Genomic DNA, 14259 nt, shown 5'->3' on the forward strand with positions numbered 1-14259 from the left:
TCACTTTTTATAATTTCCCAGGCATTCATTCTTAAATTTTATTCAATATAAACTCGGGCTCCAGGAATAATCCAGTCCGTCAACTCGATGACATCTTCATTTCGCATGCGAATACAACCATGAGAAGCAGGCTTTCCCAGTTCTTTTGTGTCCGGGGTACCGTGAATATAAATATAACGCCGCAAACTATCGACTTCCCCTCCTCGATTTCTTCCTTCTTCCAGTCCATCAAGCTGAAGAATGCGTGTTAATATCCAATCTCGTTTCGGATATCGCAAAGCCAACTCCGAACTATACGTTTCTCCTGTAGGCTTGCGCGATACAAACACAGTATTAATTGGCTTATTAAGACCAATACGCGAATAGATCACATGCCAGCCTCTAGGAGTGCACCCACTTCCATTTTGTTCCCCTAAACCATTTTTACCAGTCGAGACCAAATATATCCTATATGCGTTGTCATTTTCAAAACAATGCATCATTTGCTGCTTGGCAGAAATATAAATAAATTGATTAGTGTTTTTTTGCATTATCATTAATTGCAATTGTTTTTGTATTTACAAACTCTAAAATACCTTCTTTCGATAATTCTCGCCCAAACCCAGAACGTTTTATACCGCCGAAGGGCAATCTAGGGTCAGAAGCAACAAAAGCATTTACAAAACAGGCTCCTGCTTCTATTTCATATCTTGCAATATGTTCTCCTCGTGCTAAATCCTGGGTAAAAACTGCGGCACCTAATCCAAATTGGGTTTGATTCGCAAGCTGAATTGCCTCTGATTCATCTTTTGCCTCAATAATAGAAATCACTGGACCAAATATCTCCTCATCAAAAGCAACCATGCCTTTTTTCACATTTACTAATAAAGTAGGCGGATAATAAAACCCTTTGCACTTGGGTATTTCCCCTCCTTCAATTAATTTAGCGCCGGATTTTATACTCTTTTCAACTTGTTCATGAACTGTTTTTCGTAAATCATCACGTGCCATAGGTCCTATATTGGTTTTTTCATCCAGAGGATCACCCATATGATAATTTTTCATTAAATTTTGGATTTTCTCCACAAGCGAATTATGTATCGATTCAACAGCAATGACACGTTTTGCAGCAATACAAACTTGTCCGGTATTATTAAGCCGCGAAGTCACAACGGCTTTAGCAGCTAGATCAAGATCTGCATCGTGAAGGATTAAATAAGGATCACTACCACCTAACTCCAGCACGGCCTTTTTTAAATGACTAGCGGCATTCGCTGACACGGTTGCTCCCGCTGTTTCACTACCCGTTAGCGTCACAGCTCTAATTTTCTCATTTGCAATAACTTGCGCTGCCAAATCATTATCTAAAATAAAATGTTGAAATAAATGTTCAGGGAAACCAGCCTCAGCAAATAACTCAGCAATACGATTGCCAGTACCTGTTGAAATAGGGGCGTGCTTTAAAATTGCCGCATTACCAGCCATTAGCGTGGGTACAGCAAAACGAAATACCTGCCAAAAAGGAAAATTCCAGGGCATAATCGCAAAAATAATGCCTAATGGTTGGTAACATACCATTGCTTTGCTCATCTCGGTTTGAACAATGCGAGGTTGTAGATAACTTTCTGCGTTTTCAGCATAATGCTCACAAACCCATGCGCATTTTTCAATTTCTGCTCGTCCAGCAGTAATTGGCTTACCCATCTCATGAGCCATGAGTAAAGCAAGCTCATCTTTTTTTTCTCTGAGCAATTTTGCCATTTTTAGCATCAATTGCTTACGATGGGAAAAAGGCGTTTTTTTCCAGACATCGAAACTTAGATGTCCAGCATCAATACAGGCAGATAATTGCTTTTCACTTAGAATTTTATACTCTTTTAAGACCTCTTCCGTGCTGGGATTTATAGTACGAATTATCATCGCTATTACTCCTGGTATTTTTTCTCAGTTTAGCTTATGCAAGTCAAGACGCAACTATCACTCGTCATTATTTTCGGACGAGTCCTGTAATCTCAAAATATAGAGACCCAGAATATAAAAATCTTCATCAAGACTTCTTCCCAATTTAATTTCATCTTAAAATTTAACCCCTATAAGGCATTAACGCATGGGGACATAAAAAGCACAAATAGCTCAATATAGTGTATCTACGGAGGATTATCTGTATAAAAATGCTGAATTCCACTCTTAGTTTCTTGCACACCCCTTTTGATTGTTGTTACTATTTTGATAATTTCATTGTATTGACTCTGCTAGTCGAAAAAATAAACAAAAAGCAGTGCGATAGAGTAACTAATACAGAACTAGGATAATCAATGACAAATAAAAAACTAGGCTACCACCCCGCTCATTATTTGGTTGCCTGGGCTGTGCATGCCTTTACAGCAAGCGCCGCATTCTTTGGTGTTCTTACCCTTATTAAAATTTACCAGCATAACTACGTCCAAGCATTATGGTTTATGGCAATTACGGTAGTAATCGATGCGGTCGATGGCACGCTTGCAAGATTAGTGCGTGTAAAATCAGTATTACCCAATGTTGATGGAACCTTGCTTGATAACATTGTAGATTACCTAAACTACGTCATCACCCCTTGTTTTTTCCTTTATGTAAAACCGGACATGTTGCCATCCAGTTATTTATTATTCATTATTACTGCAATTACAATAACGTCCTCCTATCAATTTTGTCAGATTGATGCTAAAACACCTGATCATTTCTTTAAAGGTTTTCCTTGTTATTGGAATATTGCCGTTTTTTATATGTTCATCTTTAATACGTCAATGTACACTAATGCATGGATACTATCGATTTTGTGTATATTAATTTTTGTTCCCATCAAGTACGTTTATCCTTCTCGCCTGGATTACTTAACCCAATATCGTTATCTAAAAATTGTTATGCATACTTTCTCTTTAATTTATGGACTTAGTTCTGCTCTTGTTCTTTGGAATTATCCCAACATTAATTATACGTGGCTGTTTTTATCCGTAGGCTATGTAGTGATGTATTTAAGCCTAAGCATGTATCGAACTTATTCTCCGATGACGCATTCTGAAGTGATTACTGACAGTAAATAGATTAGCTGATTCACTTTTAAAGTAGTTATCATTAAAATACGCACTTCCAAAATTTTTGTGAGGATTTTCATGTCATTTTTTAAAGCAATCATGTCAGTAGCAATGATTACTGTTTCCTTAAATAGTGTAGCCGCCACACCAACACCATTCCCTCATGGCTGTGAAGTTAGTGGTTTTGGCTTTGGCCAAAATCATTTAATCGTTAATGACAACGGTTTACAATCTTTTTATTTAATTCAAAATCGCAGCAACCAACCCATTGAGTTACAGCGTATTGAAACTCGTGAAGTGTTTATGAGTCCGTCACTAAACGTAAAATTAGATCCTTTGAATTGGGCGGCTTTTGCTTCAGACATTGAAAACTTACATTTTCAATGTTTCATCAAGGAAAATGAAACAATAAAAACTTTGGATTGTCGCGATGTTTTAGATGTTTGCCAATATCCGCGCGTTAAATTTGCTTTAAGCAATATGGGAAACTATTGGGTTTCTACAAATAAAGGTCAGAATGAGGTCATTACTGATGCAACCAAAAAAGGAATTTACTTACGCTGGTGATTATAGGTGAATATAAAAAGACAAGATCAATTATTTCTTCTAATAGGTATTATTGGTTCTTGCATACTGTTGCTTGGACTTACTAATACCCCCGCGCAGAAATACTATGTCATTGGTTCAGCATTGTTATTGCTGACCTCCATTCATTTCAAGTTAATCTATTTTATAGCGCTTGAAATGATTCTTATGGCTGGTCATGGTGCTATTCTATTAGGGATTGGCACCACCCTCCAGCTAGCATTACCTATTCTTCTTTGCATTCAATTGTTGTCTTTTTATTTTATGAGCGGGCAATTGAATAATATTTTCCTTCTTATCGGCATTGCGGGTATTGCTGTACTTTCCGTAGGTTTTTCCTATGAAAACCAATGGGTGTTTTTCATTGGCAGTTTTTCTATAGCTATTTATGCTTTTTATACAGCTTACAAAGGAAAGACAATTACCTTATTATGGGCAGTTCTTAACTCGCTTTTTGCACTAATCGCTATTTTGAAATTGATTTTTTCACAAGGTTAAAATTATGGCTAAAACCCCCTCTAATATGATTCCCTTAGGCACTCAGGCTAGACAATTCTCTCTATTAGATGTCGTAAGCGGAACCAAGGTGAGTTTAAATAATACCTGGAATAGTAAAGCAACCGTAATTATGTTTATTTGTAACCATTGTCCCTACGTTAAACATATAAATAAGGAATTGGCAAAATTAGCACGAGACTACAGTGCAAAAGGTGTAAGTTTTCTCGCCATTAATTCAAACGACGTAGAAGCTTATCCTGACGATTCACCAGAGAATATGAAAAAAACAGCGATCGAGCAAAATTATTCCTTTCCTTATCTCTATGATGAGACGCAAGAAGTTGCCAGAGCATATCAAGCTGCTTGTACGCCTGATTTCTATATTTTTGACGCCAACCTTAGTTTGGTTTACAGAGGGCAATTTGATGACTCTCGACCAGGAAATACTACCGCCGTCACAGGTGAGCATGTCCGCAGCGCCTTAGATAGTTTATTGTCAGATCAACCTGTCACTGTTGAACAAAAACCTAGCTTGGGATGCAACATTAAGTGGAAAAATTAGCTCAGTATAAATTAACTTTTTATGTTCCAGAAAGCCACATCGAACAAGTTAAACAAGCTGTATTTGATGCTGGCGCTGGAAGGCTCGGTAATTATGAGCATTGTTGCTGGCAATGCTTAGGTCAGGGTCAATTTAAACCTCTTACAGAAGCAAATCCTACAATTGGCACACCTAATATCTTAACGTTTGTCTCTGAGTATAAAGTGGAAATGCTGTGCTCTGCCAAGCATATTGCAAAAGTAGTTCAAGCCCTTAAGTCAAGTCATCCTTATGAAGAGCCGGCATTTGATGTGGTGCGTTTGGAAAGTTATTAAAAAGAACCTGCATGATGCAGGTTCTCTTTGGGTTTTTATTTTGCAGGAACAATTTGAATTTGCAGATTTGCAATAACATCGCTATGAACGTGAATTTCAACCACGTAATCACCAATAGAGTGAATAGGACCTTCTGGCATAACGATTTCACGCTTGCTTACTTCAATTGATTTAGCCTTTAGGGCATCTTTAACTTCATTCGGACCAACGGAGCCGTAAAGTTTACCCTCATCGCTTGCCATTGCCGAAATAACGATAGTTACATCGTTTAATTTGGCAGCACGTTGCTCGGCATTTGCCAAAGATTGCTGTGCTTTTTTCTCAAGATCGGCACGACGCTCTTCAAAGCGCTTAACATTTTCTTCAGTAGCAAATACAGCTTTGCTTTGTGGAATTAGGTAATTTCGACCATAACCTGCTTTTACATTTACTTTATCGCCTAAATTTCCTAAGTTCCTAATTTTTTCTAATAAAATAACTTCCATCTGAAAACCCCTTATTCTATTTTCCACCCGACTTAGCGGGCAAATGTAACCTAAAATTAAACAAACTATCTAAAGCACCTAAAACGACATAAATGGGCAACATGACAAAGGGTAAAATTACCAATGGAAGTAACAATAAAAGGAATGCGCCGATTCCCTTTTTTCCCTTAGTCAAAATATTAAAACTTAAACTTATTCCTGCGCTAACATAATACACAACTAATATTGGTAAGCAGCTTATTCCAAGCGGGCTGTACTGGTATGCGCCCAGTGCGGCAACTACCAGTAAAATCACACCTAACGTGCTGGCACGAAACCCAATCATTTCCTGACGAAATCCACCAGGATAAAATAAGCTTGCCTGAACAGAGCGTGCCAACATCAGCGAAGCAATTGCTGACATCACTGTACTGACGGCCTGTATTCCTACAATATAGTTGGCAATCACTACTGGATTAAATCCATCTTGATTGTTAAGCAAATCTTTAATCGCACCTTCATGTTCTAATTCTTTTATCACCTCTTGAACAAATTGGTATTGTTCATTAATGAACGCTGGAGCTAACCAATGTACTAAGGTAATAACAACTAAAGCTTGCAAAACAATAAAGCCTACAGCAATTCGCCAACTTGCACTGGCACGCAATACGCTTGCTGTCAAATAGCAAGGTATAAAGGCCAACGTGGCGTTAATGATGCTTGCAGACCAAGTTATAGACCATATTGATGAGACAGTCATTGAAACCATCCCAACCAAAACTCCTATAAATCCAGCATTACCCCCTTTGCGCAATGTGATTAGTGCTACAATTGCAACTGATAACCATGCCGCAAAGGGTACTAAGGCTAAAATTGCGATGTATAACAAAGCATAGGCATCATTTTCCAACAGAAAACGACCCTGTTTACGCAATAACTCGCCCAAACGTGTCATTTTTAACGGTGGCTGTCACAATAAGGCAACAATCCCAAAAAGCGCGCCCATTTTATAGCTTGTGCCAACTGACGTTGGGGGCGAGTTGGAGTACCAGTAATGCGGCTTGGTACAATTTTGCCTGTTTCAGTAATGTAGTTTTTTAAAGCGATGATATCTTTATAATCAATTTCAGTAGCACCTTCTGTGCTTAAGCGCATTTTTTTACGTCGAAAATATGCATTTGACATAGACTATTCTCCTTAGGCTGCTCTTTCGTCTTTTTCTTTCTTCATTAACACGGATTGACCAGTAATCGCGTGTTTACGCTTGATGATTAAATTTCTCAAAATGGCATCGTTAAATTTAAATGCATTTTTTAGCTCATCAAGTGCAGCCTGATTACATTCAATATTCATTAATATGTAATGTGCTTTATGAACTTCTTTGATGGTGTAAGCAAGCTGTCTACGACCCCAGTCTTCCTTACGATGAATTTTTCCATCATGCTTGGTAATAATCCCCTCATAACGCTCAACCATTGCAGGTACTTGTTCGCTTTGATCGGGGTGCACGAGAAACACTACTTCATAATGTCTCACTGACTTCTCCTTATGGATATAGCCTTCTTCATGAATATAAAGTAAGGCAAGGTTAAAAAAACGCACAATGTTAACTGATTTTTAGCTCTTGAGCAAATTTATTGGGTTTGAATCAGGCAAAATCATGTTTTGACTATATAATGCAATTTTAAATCATTCATGCGACAAATATTACAACATATTTATTACTATTTAGCCGTTCGTGCCAGCAATTACAAAAATCAAGTTAAACTAAATCAATCATTCTCAACAAAAAGATACAGGATGTATCCTCGCAAAAAATTTCTAATGCCCTTATCAAATTAAAAATGCTCGTGCTACACATTAGTTGGTATTGCAAAGTTTATTTTTATAAATTTCGAGGCAATTTGATATCGCGTGCTTCGTCCACCACCTGGTAATTTTTCGATGCAACCCTTTTCAAGTAAATCAGCCAAATGCCTAGTAGCTGTAGCCTTACTTACCTTGGCAATTTTTTTATATTGTGATGCACTGATACCATTTGCAAAATCTTTGTGACCTTCATCAAACATTAGATTAAGAATTTTGCATTGTTCCTTAGTGAGTTCCGCATCCTGAAAAGACTGCCAAAAACGACTTTTAGCAAGTGTTTGGTCAATTTTATGAATGGCAGTTTGCAGACTATTTTCCATTGTTTGCAAAAACCAACACAACCATGAGGTTATATTTGTTGTGTTGCGCTGACTTTTTTCTAGTTTTAAATAATACTCATTACGATTAGCTAGAATAGTAGTTGACATGGCGTATAAACGAATACTCTGCTTATCATCCTGAGCTAATGCCAGATCAGTTAGAGCACGTGTTATTCGTCCGTTTCCATCCTCAAAAGGATGGAGAGTTACAAACCAAAAATGGCAGATAGCTGCTCGTAACAAAGGATCTATAGTCGGCTCTTTCAAACTTTGGTTAAACCAAGTTATAAATTTGACTAACTCTGATTCTAACCGGTCTCTCGGAGGCGCTTCATAATGCACTGTGGGTTTATCAATACGTCCTGAGACAACCTGCATAGGCTCTTCACCTCGCAACTGTCCCGCTCTGACTGAATAAAGAGACATTGATTCATTGGGGAAAAGCCACTCATGCCATTGGAGCAACCGTCCCAATGATAAGGGTGAATCCAAATTACAAATAGCATCCAGCATCATTTGCGCCAAGCCTTCTGAACGTTCTGTTGTAGGATAGGATTGGTTTAGATGCAGACCAATGCGTTTTGCCAGTGACGACCGAACAGATTGAGCATTCAACTGTTCCCCTTCAATTGCCGATGAAGCAATGATATTTTGCAGCAATGTATCTAGAGAAGCTTCAAGTGTGATATTATCGTTCACTGCTCCAGTTCTTCCCAAAAGTACACCCTGTTTTAACCTGACTGCACGTAATAAGGGTTGAATTACTGCTTCATCCCAATGAAACTTTGGCCAATCTAATTGTTGCCAAATCCAATTTTTTTGCGTGTCGCTCATAAATTATCCCATTTTGAGCCCATTAAGAAATTTATTTGGCTCATCAAATGATTTAAATATAGCTTATATTCGGCTCACTCATCAAGCCGATTAAATCATCTATTCGGCTCATATACCCCTGAGTCAAGAATCTTAGCGGTGTAATTAAAGTGAGTATTAATAAGGTCAAAACCAGAAACGGTGGGAAATCCCAAACGTAGGCTTAGTGAACCCTCTTTTCAAATAGTTGCTGTCCCCTAACTTCACTGAAATGAAAATTTTTGTCATATACCATTCGTAGATAGATAATAATGAAAACATTGCTTTTCATAAGGTCATGATATATAACGTATTAAAAAGTAAAGAGGTTTTTATGAATATCGTAACTATCCCGTTTGAAGAACCGTTAACTGTTAATATTAAAGGCACCGTCGTTCAGGTAGTGGCATTCAAAACCTTAGAGCATGGCAATATTAAATTTGGTGTCGAGGCCCCACGTGCGGTGGAGGTTCATCGGGAGGAAATTTATAATGCCATTAAACAAAAACGACAAAACAATGACACTGAATAATTATTAATAATGCAGCGAAACACTCAGACTTGCTCTTTATTCGCCGCCCTTGTTCTATGCTTATTAGCCCTCATAGCACTTTATATTAACACTTCAGTCTTTAAATACCCCGGCAACAATTATTTCCCACCAGATGTGTTTTTAATAGCCGTTCTTCTTTTTTTGGCATTGATAGGTAGCTACTTGCAATTCGGTAGAGGCAGTATTGCTGTCAAAATAACGAAAGAATTAATTTATTATTTTCTTGTGATGTCTGTGATTGCTTTAGCCACCAATGCCATTCAATATACACCTTTTGCCCCCATTGATAATCAACTAATTGAATTAGAAAACTCTTTACACATCAATGTAAATAGCATTGTCGCCTGGACAGTAAGCCATTCTTGGCTAACCACCCTGCTTGTTCATATTTATGATAGCTTACCTTATCAAATGAGTATTTTGCCCGTAGTGACAATATTCATGCGCAAGTTTTTCTATATGCGAGAATACTATTGTTTATTACTTATAAGTGCACTAATTGGATTTGCACTTTATTATTTTTATCCTACTGTGGCTCCTGCCAGTGTTATTAACAGCCCATTGTTTACTCCAGAACAATATGCAACAGGCATTAAATTTAAAGAAATCCACCAACATCTCCCACCGTCCACCATGGAGGGGGGCATGATTGCTTTTCCTTCTTTTCATGCAATCTGGGCTTGGCTTTGTCTCTATCTTGTTCGTTGGTCACGCTTGCTTTTCTATTTATTTCTGCCAATTAATTTATTACTTATCGCATCGTGTGTCTTGTTAGGTTGGCATTATCCCCTCGATTTGGTGGGCAGCGGACTCGTTTTATTGCTCACTTATAGCCTGTGCTCCCACTGCGCTAAAAAAGAATTAACTTATTTTTTTAGGAACTCCACTAGGGTGTCTTAATTCTAACTGCACTATTTTCTTATTCACTTTATTGACTACAGCCATTCGCACTAATTGCCTATACACTAATGAATCTAGATTATGATTTTTCTGCTCAGCCAGTAACGGATGGAGCTGCATATATAAGCTTCCGTCAGAATATCCAAATTTTACGGGCTCATTAAGCACATGCACCGGAGTTCCCACTGCAACAAGACTAAATAAATATTCAATGTCTTCAGGCATCATTCTCATACAACCAGCACTCACCCTTGCTCCCACGCCATCACGTCGATTTGTGCCATGAATGAGGTAAGTAGGCCAACCTAAACGTAAAACATGCCTTCCCAAAGGATTAGCAAAACCTGCAGGAAATTCATTAGGAATAGGCACTCCCTGCTTAGCTGCTTCAGCTTTTACATTTGCTGTTGGTCGCCAAATAGGATCTCTTTCCTTGCCTATAACTTTGGTTATTCCCGATGGCGTTGTCCAACCTTCACGACCAATACCGACAGGCATTGTTACCACCACATTGTCATTTGGAGGAAAGTAATACAAACGGTATTCAGCTAAATTAATAACTATGCCTCTTCGTGATACTGGTGGAAGAATAAATTGGGATGGAATAAGTACTGTGATATTAGCAGGTAGAGGACTAGCAGGATCGACATGGGGATTAGCTCGAACCATTTCATAGTAACCAATATCAAAACGAATCCCAATTTCGCTTAATGTTTCTCCAGCTTCTGGATTAGCATATTGTACCTCACCGACCATATCACCTTGCTCAGGCAGAACAAAAGTAATAGCCCACAGAGGATTTAACGTTGCCATACTAAGGCATAAAGCGCCTAAAAGCTTTGATGTTTTCATAGATTGCTACTTTTAAAAGAAACGGCAAGGTAAATACCTTGCCGTTTAGTAAGATAAATAGCTAAATTGCCATCAAATTATAAGCTGGCATCAGCCTTAAAACGCTCGCCATATTGAGCTTCTAATTTTGCAAAAAGCTCATTTAACTTATCGTGGCCGAAGTGTTTGGCATAGTTCATTGGACCGCCACGGAAAGGTGCAAAACCTGTAGCGAAAATCATTCCACCATCCAATAAATCGCTGTCTGCAACAACTCCTTCTCGGAGACAAGTAGCAGCTTCATTAACCATGCGCAAGATCAGTCGATTAGCAATATCCTTAGCTGATTTAGTACTTGTTACCTTTTGCTTAACAGGTTTGCCATTTTTATAACGATAAAATCCTTGACCTGTTTTACGACCAAGCTTGCCCTCTTTGACCATATCACGCAATCTTTGAGGAACGGTGCCACCAAAATGACTGGTTAAATTTTCAGCCACAGCCAAACAAACATCCATCCCTACTGTATCAGCTAATTCAACTGGTCCCATTACCATACCAAAATCTTTTGCTGCCTCATCAATTTCTTCACCGCTGTATCCTTCCTCAAGCAGCTGAACACACTCCATGAGGTAAGGCATTAGTACACGATTGATTAAAAACCCAGGACTGGATTTTACAGGCAAAGGCAAGCGTCCAATTTGGTTAACAAATGCACAAGAATCTTTGCAAACCTTTTTGGTGGTTTTAGAGCTACTCACGACTTCAACGAGTTCCATTTTCGCAACAGGATTAAAGAAATGAATCCCAACCAAACGCTCAGGATTTTTCATTACCTGACTTATTTCATCAAGGGGAATACTTGACGTATTAGTAGCAATAATTGCATCTTTTTTAGCTTTGGCTTCAACTTGTTGCATAATTGCTTGTTTAACTTCTAAATTTTCAAAAACAGCTTCAATAATCACGTCAGCACGAGCAATACCGTGCCCCTCAGAATCAACAATCAAACGATCCATTGCGGCCTGGATAAGGCGAGGCTTCCGTAATTTCTTTTTAAATAAAGCATAGGCACGCCCAATTGCAGGAGCGATTTGTAAATGAGATTTATCCTGTAAAGTAACACGCATTCCTCTTAACGCACACCAAGCTGCTATATCACCACCCATGACACCAGCACCAATAACATGTACATGTTGGGCTTTGAAATCACTATCTTTGGCAAATGCTTTCATGCGCTCTCGCAGTAAAAATGCCCGTATTAGATTGCGAGAAGTATCACCTTGGCTGACAAGCTGCTCAACAGAATCTGCTTCCTTAAGATAAGCTCGTTCGCCTATTCCACCTTCTTTTTCCCAAAGATCAATCACCGCAAAAGGTGCTGGGTAATGTTCCTTTGATACCCGTTTGGCGACGTTATAACGCAACACCAATGCAAGTAAAGCACGTATCCAAGAATAGTTAGTTATTGATTGTGCAAAGCTTGGTCTATGTTTCGGTGGTTTATTTTTTATAAAATAAACTGCTGCCCGCTTTAATTGTCTTAAAGGAACCACATCATCAACCACGCCCAGATATTTGGCCTTTTCTGCACTAAGTGGTGCACCAGTTAAAATTACTTTGGATAAGGCATTAAAACCACCAATCAATCTTGGTAAACGAACAGTCCCACCCCACCCTGGATGAATACCCAACATAATTTCAGGTAAGCCTATACGGGTATCTTTGTCATCACTAGCTACACGATAATTGCAGGCAAGCGCTAGTTCCAATCCTCCACCCATACAAAAACCATCTATCATCGCTACAGTAGGAATTGATAATGCTTCTAAGCGAGAAAAAACAGCTTGGCCTTTTCTTAAAAAATCGACTGCTTCCGCTGGGGCTGTAAATTGTGAAAATGCATTAACATCTGCTCCAGCGATAAAACCTTTATTCTTACCAGAATAAATGATTAATCCTTTTAGATTAGAGCGTTGGCCGATTTCTTGTAGCAGGCTATTTAATTCATCTAAAACATCGTTGTTAATCGCGTTAACAGCAGTATCTTGTCGATTGATAGCTAACCAAGCGATGTGATCTGCATCCGTTTGTAATTCCCAGTGTTTATAGTTACTCATGTCCTTTCACCTCTGTTACACGTTCCAGATACATTGCGCCTCCTTGTCCACCACCAATACAAATGGCTGCCATACCTCGACTTCCATTTTGCTGTTTGAGTGACTGAAGTACATGTAACACAATGCGTGCTCCGCTTGCGCCAATCGGATGACCAGCAGCGATTGCCCCACCGTCTTTATTCAATCGCCCCAATGAAGGAGCTCCCATAGCTTGTTTTAAACCTAACTGTGTACGGCAATACTCTTCATCATCCCAAGCAGCTAAACATCCAAGAACCTGCGCTGCAAACGCCTCATTAATTTCCCAACAATCAAAATCAGCAGGTTTTAGATTATGACGCTGCATAATTGGTGTTGCAGCATGAACAGGACCCAATCCCATCTGTGATGGATCCAGAGCTGCCCATTGCGAATCAACAATGCGTCCAAGAACTGGTAAGTTATATTTTTTTATCGCGTCAGCGCTCGCCAGTAACAATAGACAAGCACCATCAGTTACTTGTGAACTATTACCAGGAGTAACCATGCCATATTTTTTGTCAAAATAAGGCTTCAATTTCGCTAATTTTTCGACTGTAGAATCAGGACGTATTCCATCGTCTTGAGGATAGACGCGTCCTTTGTAATCAATAATTGGTATAACCTCTTCCATACGTCCTTCAGCATAGGCTAGCGATAAACGGCGATGACTTTCACTGGCAAAGCTATCCATTTGTTCGCGGGTAAGATTAAACCGATAAGCTACCTTTTCAGCAGTTTGTCCCATATTTAAACCAACAATCGGATCGGTTAACCCTCTTAATAAAGCAATAACGGGCGCAAGAAATGAAGGTCTAAACTTAGTCATTAGCACAGCCCGTTGGCCCATCGTTTTAGCAGCAAACCAACTGGCCAACCAGGAAGCCATTTTTTGGTTAAATAACAATGGGGCGTGACTCATTGCCTCTGTTCCCCCAGCAAGGACAAGATCACTACGACCGTTAGCAATTTGCATTGCTGCATTATCAAGAGCTTGCATGCCAGAAGCACAATTTCTCATTACGGTAAAGGCAGGTACACCTTCGCCACATCCCAATCGTAAAGCAATAACTCTTGCAATATTTGCTTCGTCAGGACCGGGCATAGCAGACCCAATGATGACTTCATCCAGTTCCGTAGGCGAAAAAGGTTGACGATTTAATAGTGGCATTCCAGCTGCCACCGCCAAATCAGAGCCTGTAAAAGGACCTACTCCTTTTGCTTTTAGAAATGGAGTCCGACTGCCATCTACTACATATACGTCTCTACCGCTTAAATTCGATTTGAGCTTCATTACTCCTCCTGATAGTTGTCAATGCAGCT

Annotated in this window: 17 protein-coding genes; 7 read left to right on the plus strand and 10 right to left on the minus strand. The window is 39.0% G+C overall.

Features of this window, described 5'->3' with window-relative positions:
• Positions 1-38: 38 nt before the first annotated feature.
• Positions 39-530 carry a L,D-transpeptidase gene (locus PXX05_RS06365; RefSeq protein ID WP_275090222.1) on the minus strand — a complete coding sequence of 164 codons (492 nt, stop codon included), beginning with the start codon at positions 528-530 and terminating at the stop codon, positions 39-41.
• Positions 514-1899: an NAD-dependent succinate-semialdehyde dehydrogenase gene (locus PXX05_RS06370; protein ID WP_275090223.1), complete on the minus strand. Its 1386-nt coding sequence runs from the start codon at positions 1897-1899 to the stop codon at positions 514-516. Before PXX05_RS06370 ends, PXX05_RS06365 begins: the two co-directional genes overlap by 17 nt.
• A 395-nt stretch (positions 1900-2294) precedes the next feature.
• Between PXX05_RS06370 and pcsA the strand changes: the two genes are divergently transcribed.
• The 5 genes from pcsA (at position 2295) to PXX05_RS06395 (ending at position 5009) form a co-directional block, all read left to right on the plus strand.
• Positions 2295-3059, plus strand: coding sequence for a phosphatidylcholine synthase (pcsA, locus tag PXX05_RS06375; RefSeq protein ID WP_275090224.1), 765 nt, complete (start codon positions 2295-2297; stop codon positions 3057-3059).
• Between the two features lie 69 nt (positions 3060-3128).
• Entirely contained in the window at positions 3129-3617 is a 489-nt protein-coding gene (locus PXX05_RS06380) for an enhanced entry protein EnhB (protein WP_275090225.1), read from the plus strand.
• Positions 3618-3623: 6 nt separating this feature from the next.
• Positions 3624-4133 (plus strand): hypothetical protein, encoded by a 510-nt coding sequence (locus PXX05_RS06385; RefSeq protein ID WP_275090226.1) that lies wholly within the window; start codon positions 3624-3626, stop codon positions 4131-4133.
• A gap of 4 nt (positions 4134-4137) precedes the next feature.
• Positions 4138-4695 carry a thioredoxin family protein gene (locus PXX05_RS06390; protein ID WP_275090227.1) on the plus strand — a complete coding sequence of 186 codons (558 nt, stop codon included), beginning with the start codon at positions 4138-4140 and terminating at the stop codon, positions 4693-4695.
• Positions 4683-5009 (plus strand): YqfO family protein, encoded by a 327-nt coding sequence (locus tag PXX05_RS06395; protein ID WP_275090228.1) that lies wholly within the window; start codon positions 4683-4685, stop codon positions 5007-5009. Before PXX05_RS06390 ends, PXX05_RS06395 begins: the two co-directional genes overlap by 13 nt.
• Positions 5010-5044: 35 nt before the next feature.
• Here PXX05_RS06395 and rplI read toward each other — a convergent pair whose 3' ends face one another.
• From rplI to PXX05_RS06420, 5 genes are all read right to left on the minus strand, one after another.
• Positions 5045-5494 (minus strand): 50S ribosomal protein L9, encoded by a 450-nt coding sequence (gene rplI, locus PXX05_RS06400; protein WP_275090229.1) that lies wholly within the window; start codon positions 5492-5494, stop codon positions 5045-5047.
• A 16-nt stretch (positions 5495-5510) separates the two neighbouring features.
• Positions 5511-6428, minus strand: coding sequence for a hypothetical protein (locus PXX05_RS06405; protein ID WP_275090230.1), 918 nt, complete (start codon positions 6426-6428; stop codon positions 5511-5513).
• A 2-nt stretch (positions 6429-6430) separates the two neighbouring features.
• Entirely contained in the window at positions 6431-6658 is a 228-nt protein-coding gene (rpsR, locus tag PXX05_RS06410; protein ID WP_275090231.1) for a 30S ribosomal protein S18, read from the minus strand.
• A gap of 12 nt (positions 6659-6670) precedes the next feature.
• On the minus strand, positions 6671-7009 hold the full coding sequence (gene rpsF, locus PXX05_RS06415; RefSeq protein ID WP_275090232.1) for a 30S ribosomal protein S6: 339 nt from the start codon (positions 7007-7009) through the stop codon (positions 6671-6673).
• A gap of 317 nt (positions 7010-7326) precedes the next feature.
• Positions 7327-8496: a Fic family protein gene (locus PXX05_RS06420; protein WP_275090233.1), complete on the minus strand. Its 1170-nt coding sequence runs from the start codon at positions 8494-8496 to the stop codon at positions 7327-7329.
• 352 nt (positions 8497-8848) lie between these two features.
• Between PXX05_RS06420 and PXX05_RS06425 the strand changes: the two genes are divergently transcribed.
• Positions 8849-9046 carry a carbon storage regulator gene (locus PXX05_RS06425; protein ID WP_275090234.1) on the plus strand — a complete coding sequence of 66 codons (198 nt, stop codon included), beginning with the start codon at positions 8849-8851 and terminating at the stop codon, positions 9044-9046.
• A gap of 9 nt (positions 9047-9055) precedes the next feature.
• Positions 9056-9967, plus strand: a complete 912-nt coding sequence (locus PXX05_RS06430) for a phosphatase PAP2 family protein (RefSeq protein WP_275090235.1) — start codon at positions 9056-9058, stop codon at positions 9965-9967.
• Here PXX05_RS06430 and PXX05_RS06435 read toward each other — a convergent pair.
• The 3 genes from PXX05_RS06435 to PXX05_RS06445 form a co-directional block, all read right to left on the minus strand.
• The gene (locus tag PXX05_RS06435; protein WP_275090236.1) at positions 9929-10819 is read right to left on the minus strand and encodes a L,D-transpeptidase family protein; all 891 of its coding nucleotides are present in this window, start codon (positions 10817-10819) and stop codon (positions 9929-9931) included. The two genes, PXX05_RS06430 and PXX05_RS06435, sit on opposite strands and share 39 nt — an antisense overlap.
• 77 nt (positions 10820-10896) lie before the next feature.
• Complete coding sequence (locus tag PXX05_RS06440; RefSeq protein WP_275090237.1) at positions 10897-12918, minus strand: 3-hydroxyacyl-CoA dehydrogenase NAD-binding domain-containing protein; 2022 nt, start codon at positions 12916-12918, stop codon at positions 10897-10899.
• The gene (locus tag PXX05_RS06445) at positions 12911-14230 is read right to left on the minus strand and encodes an acetyl-CoA C-acetyltransferase (protein WP_275090238.1); all 1320 of its coding nucleotides are present in this window, start codon (positions 14228-14230) and stop codon (positions 12911-12913) included. The genes PXX05_RS06440 and PXX05_RS06445 overlap by 8 nt, the downstream gene beginning before the upstream one ends.
• Positions 14231-14259 lie beyond the last annotated feature (29 nt).

Origin of the sequence: Legionella cardiaca, from assembly GCF_029026145.1 — a bacterium.
GTDB lineage: Bacteria > Pseudomonadota > Gammaproteobacteria > Legionellales > Legionellaceae > Tatlockia > Tatlockia cardiaca.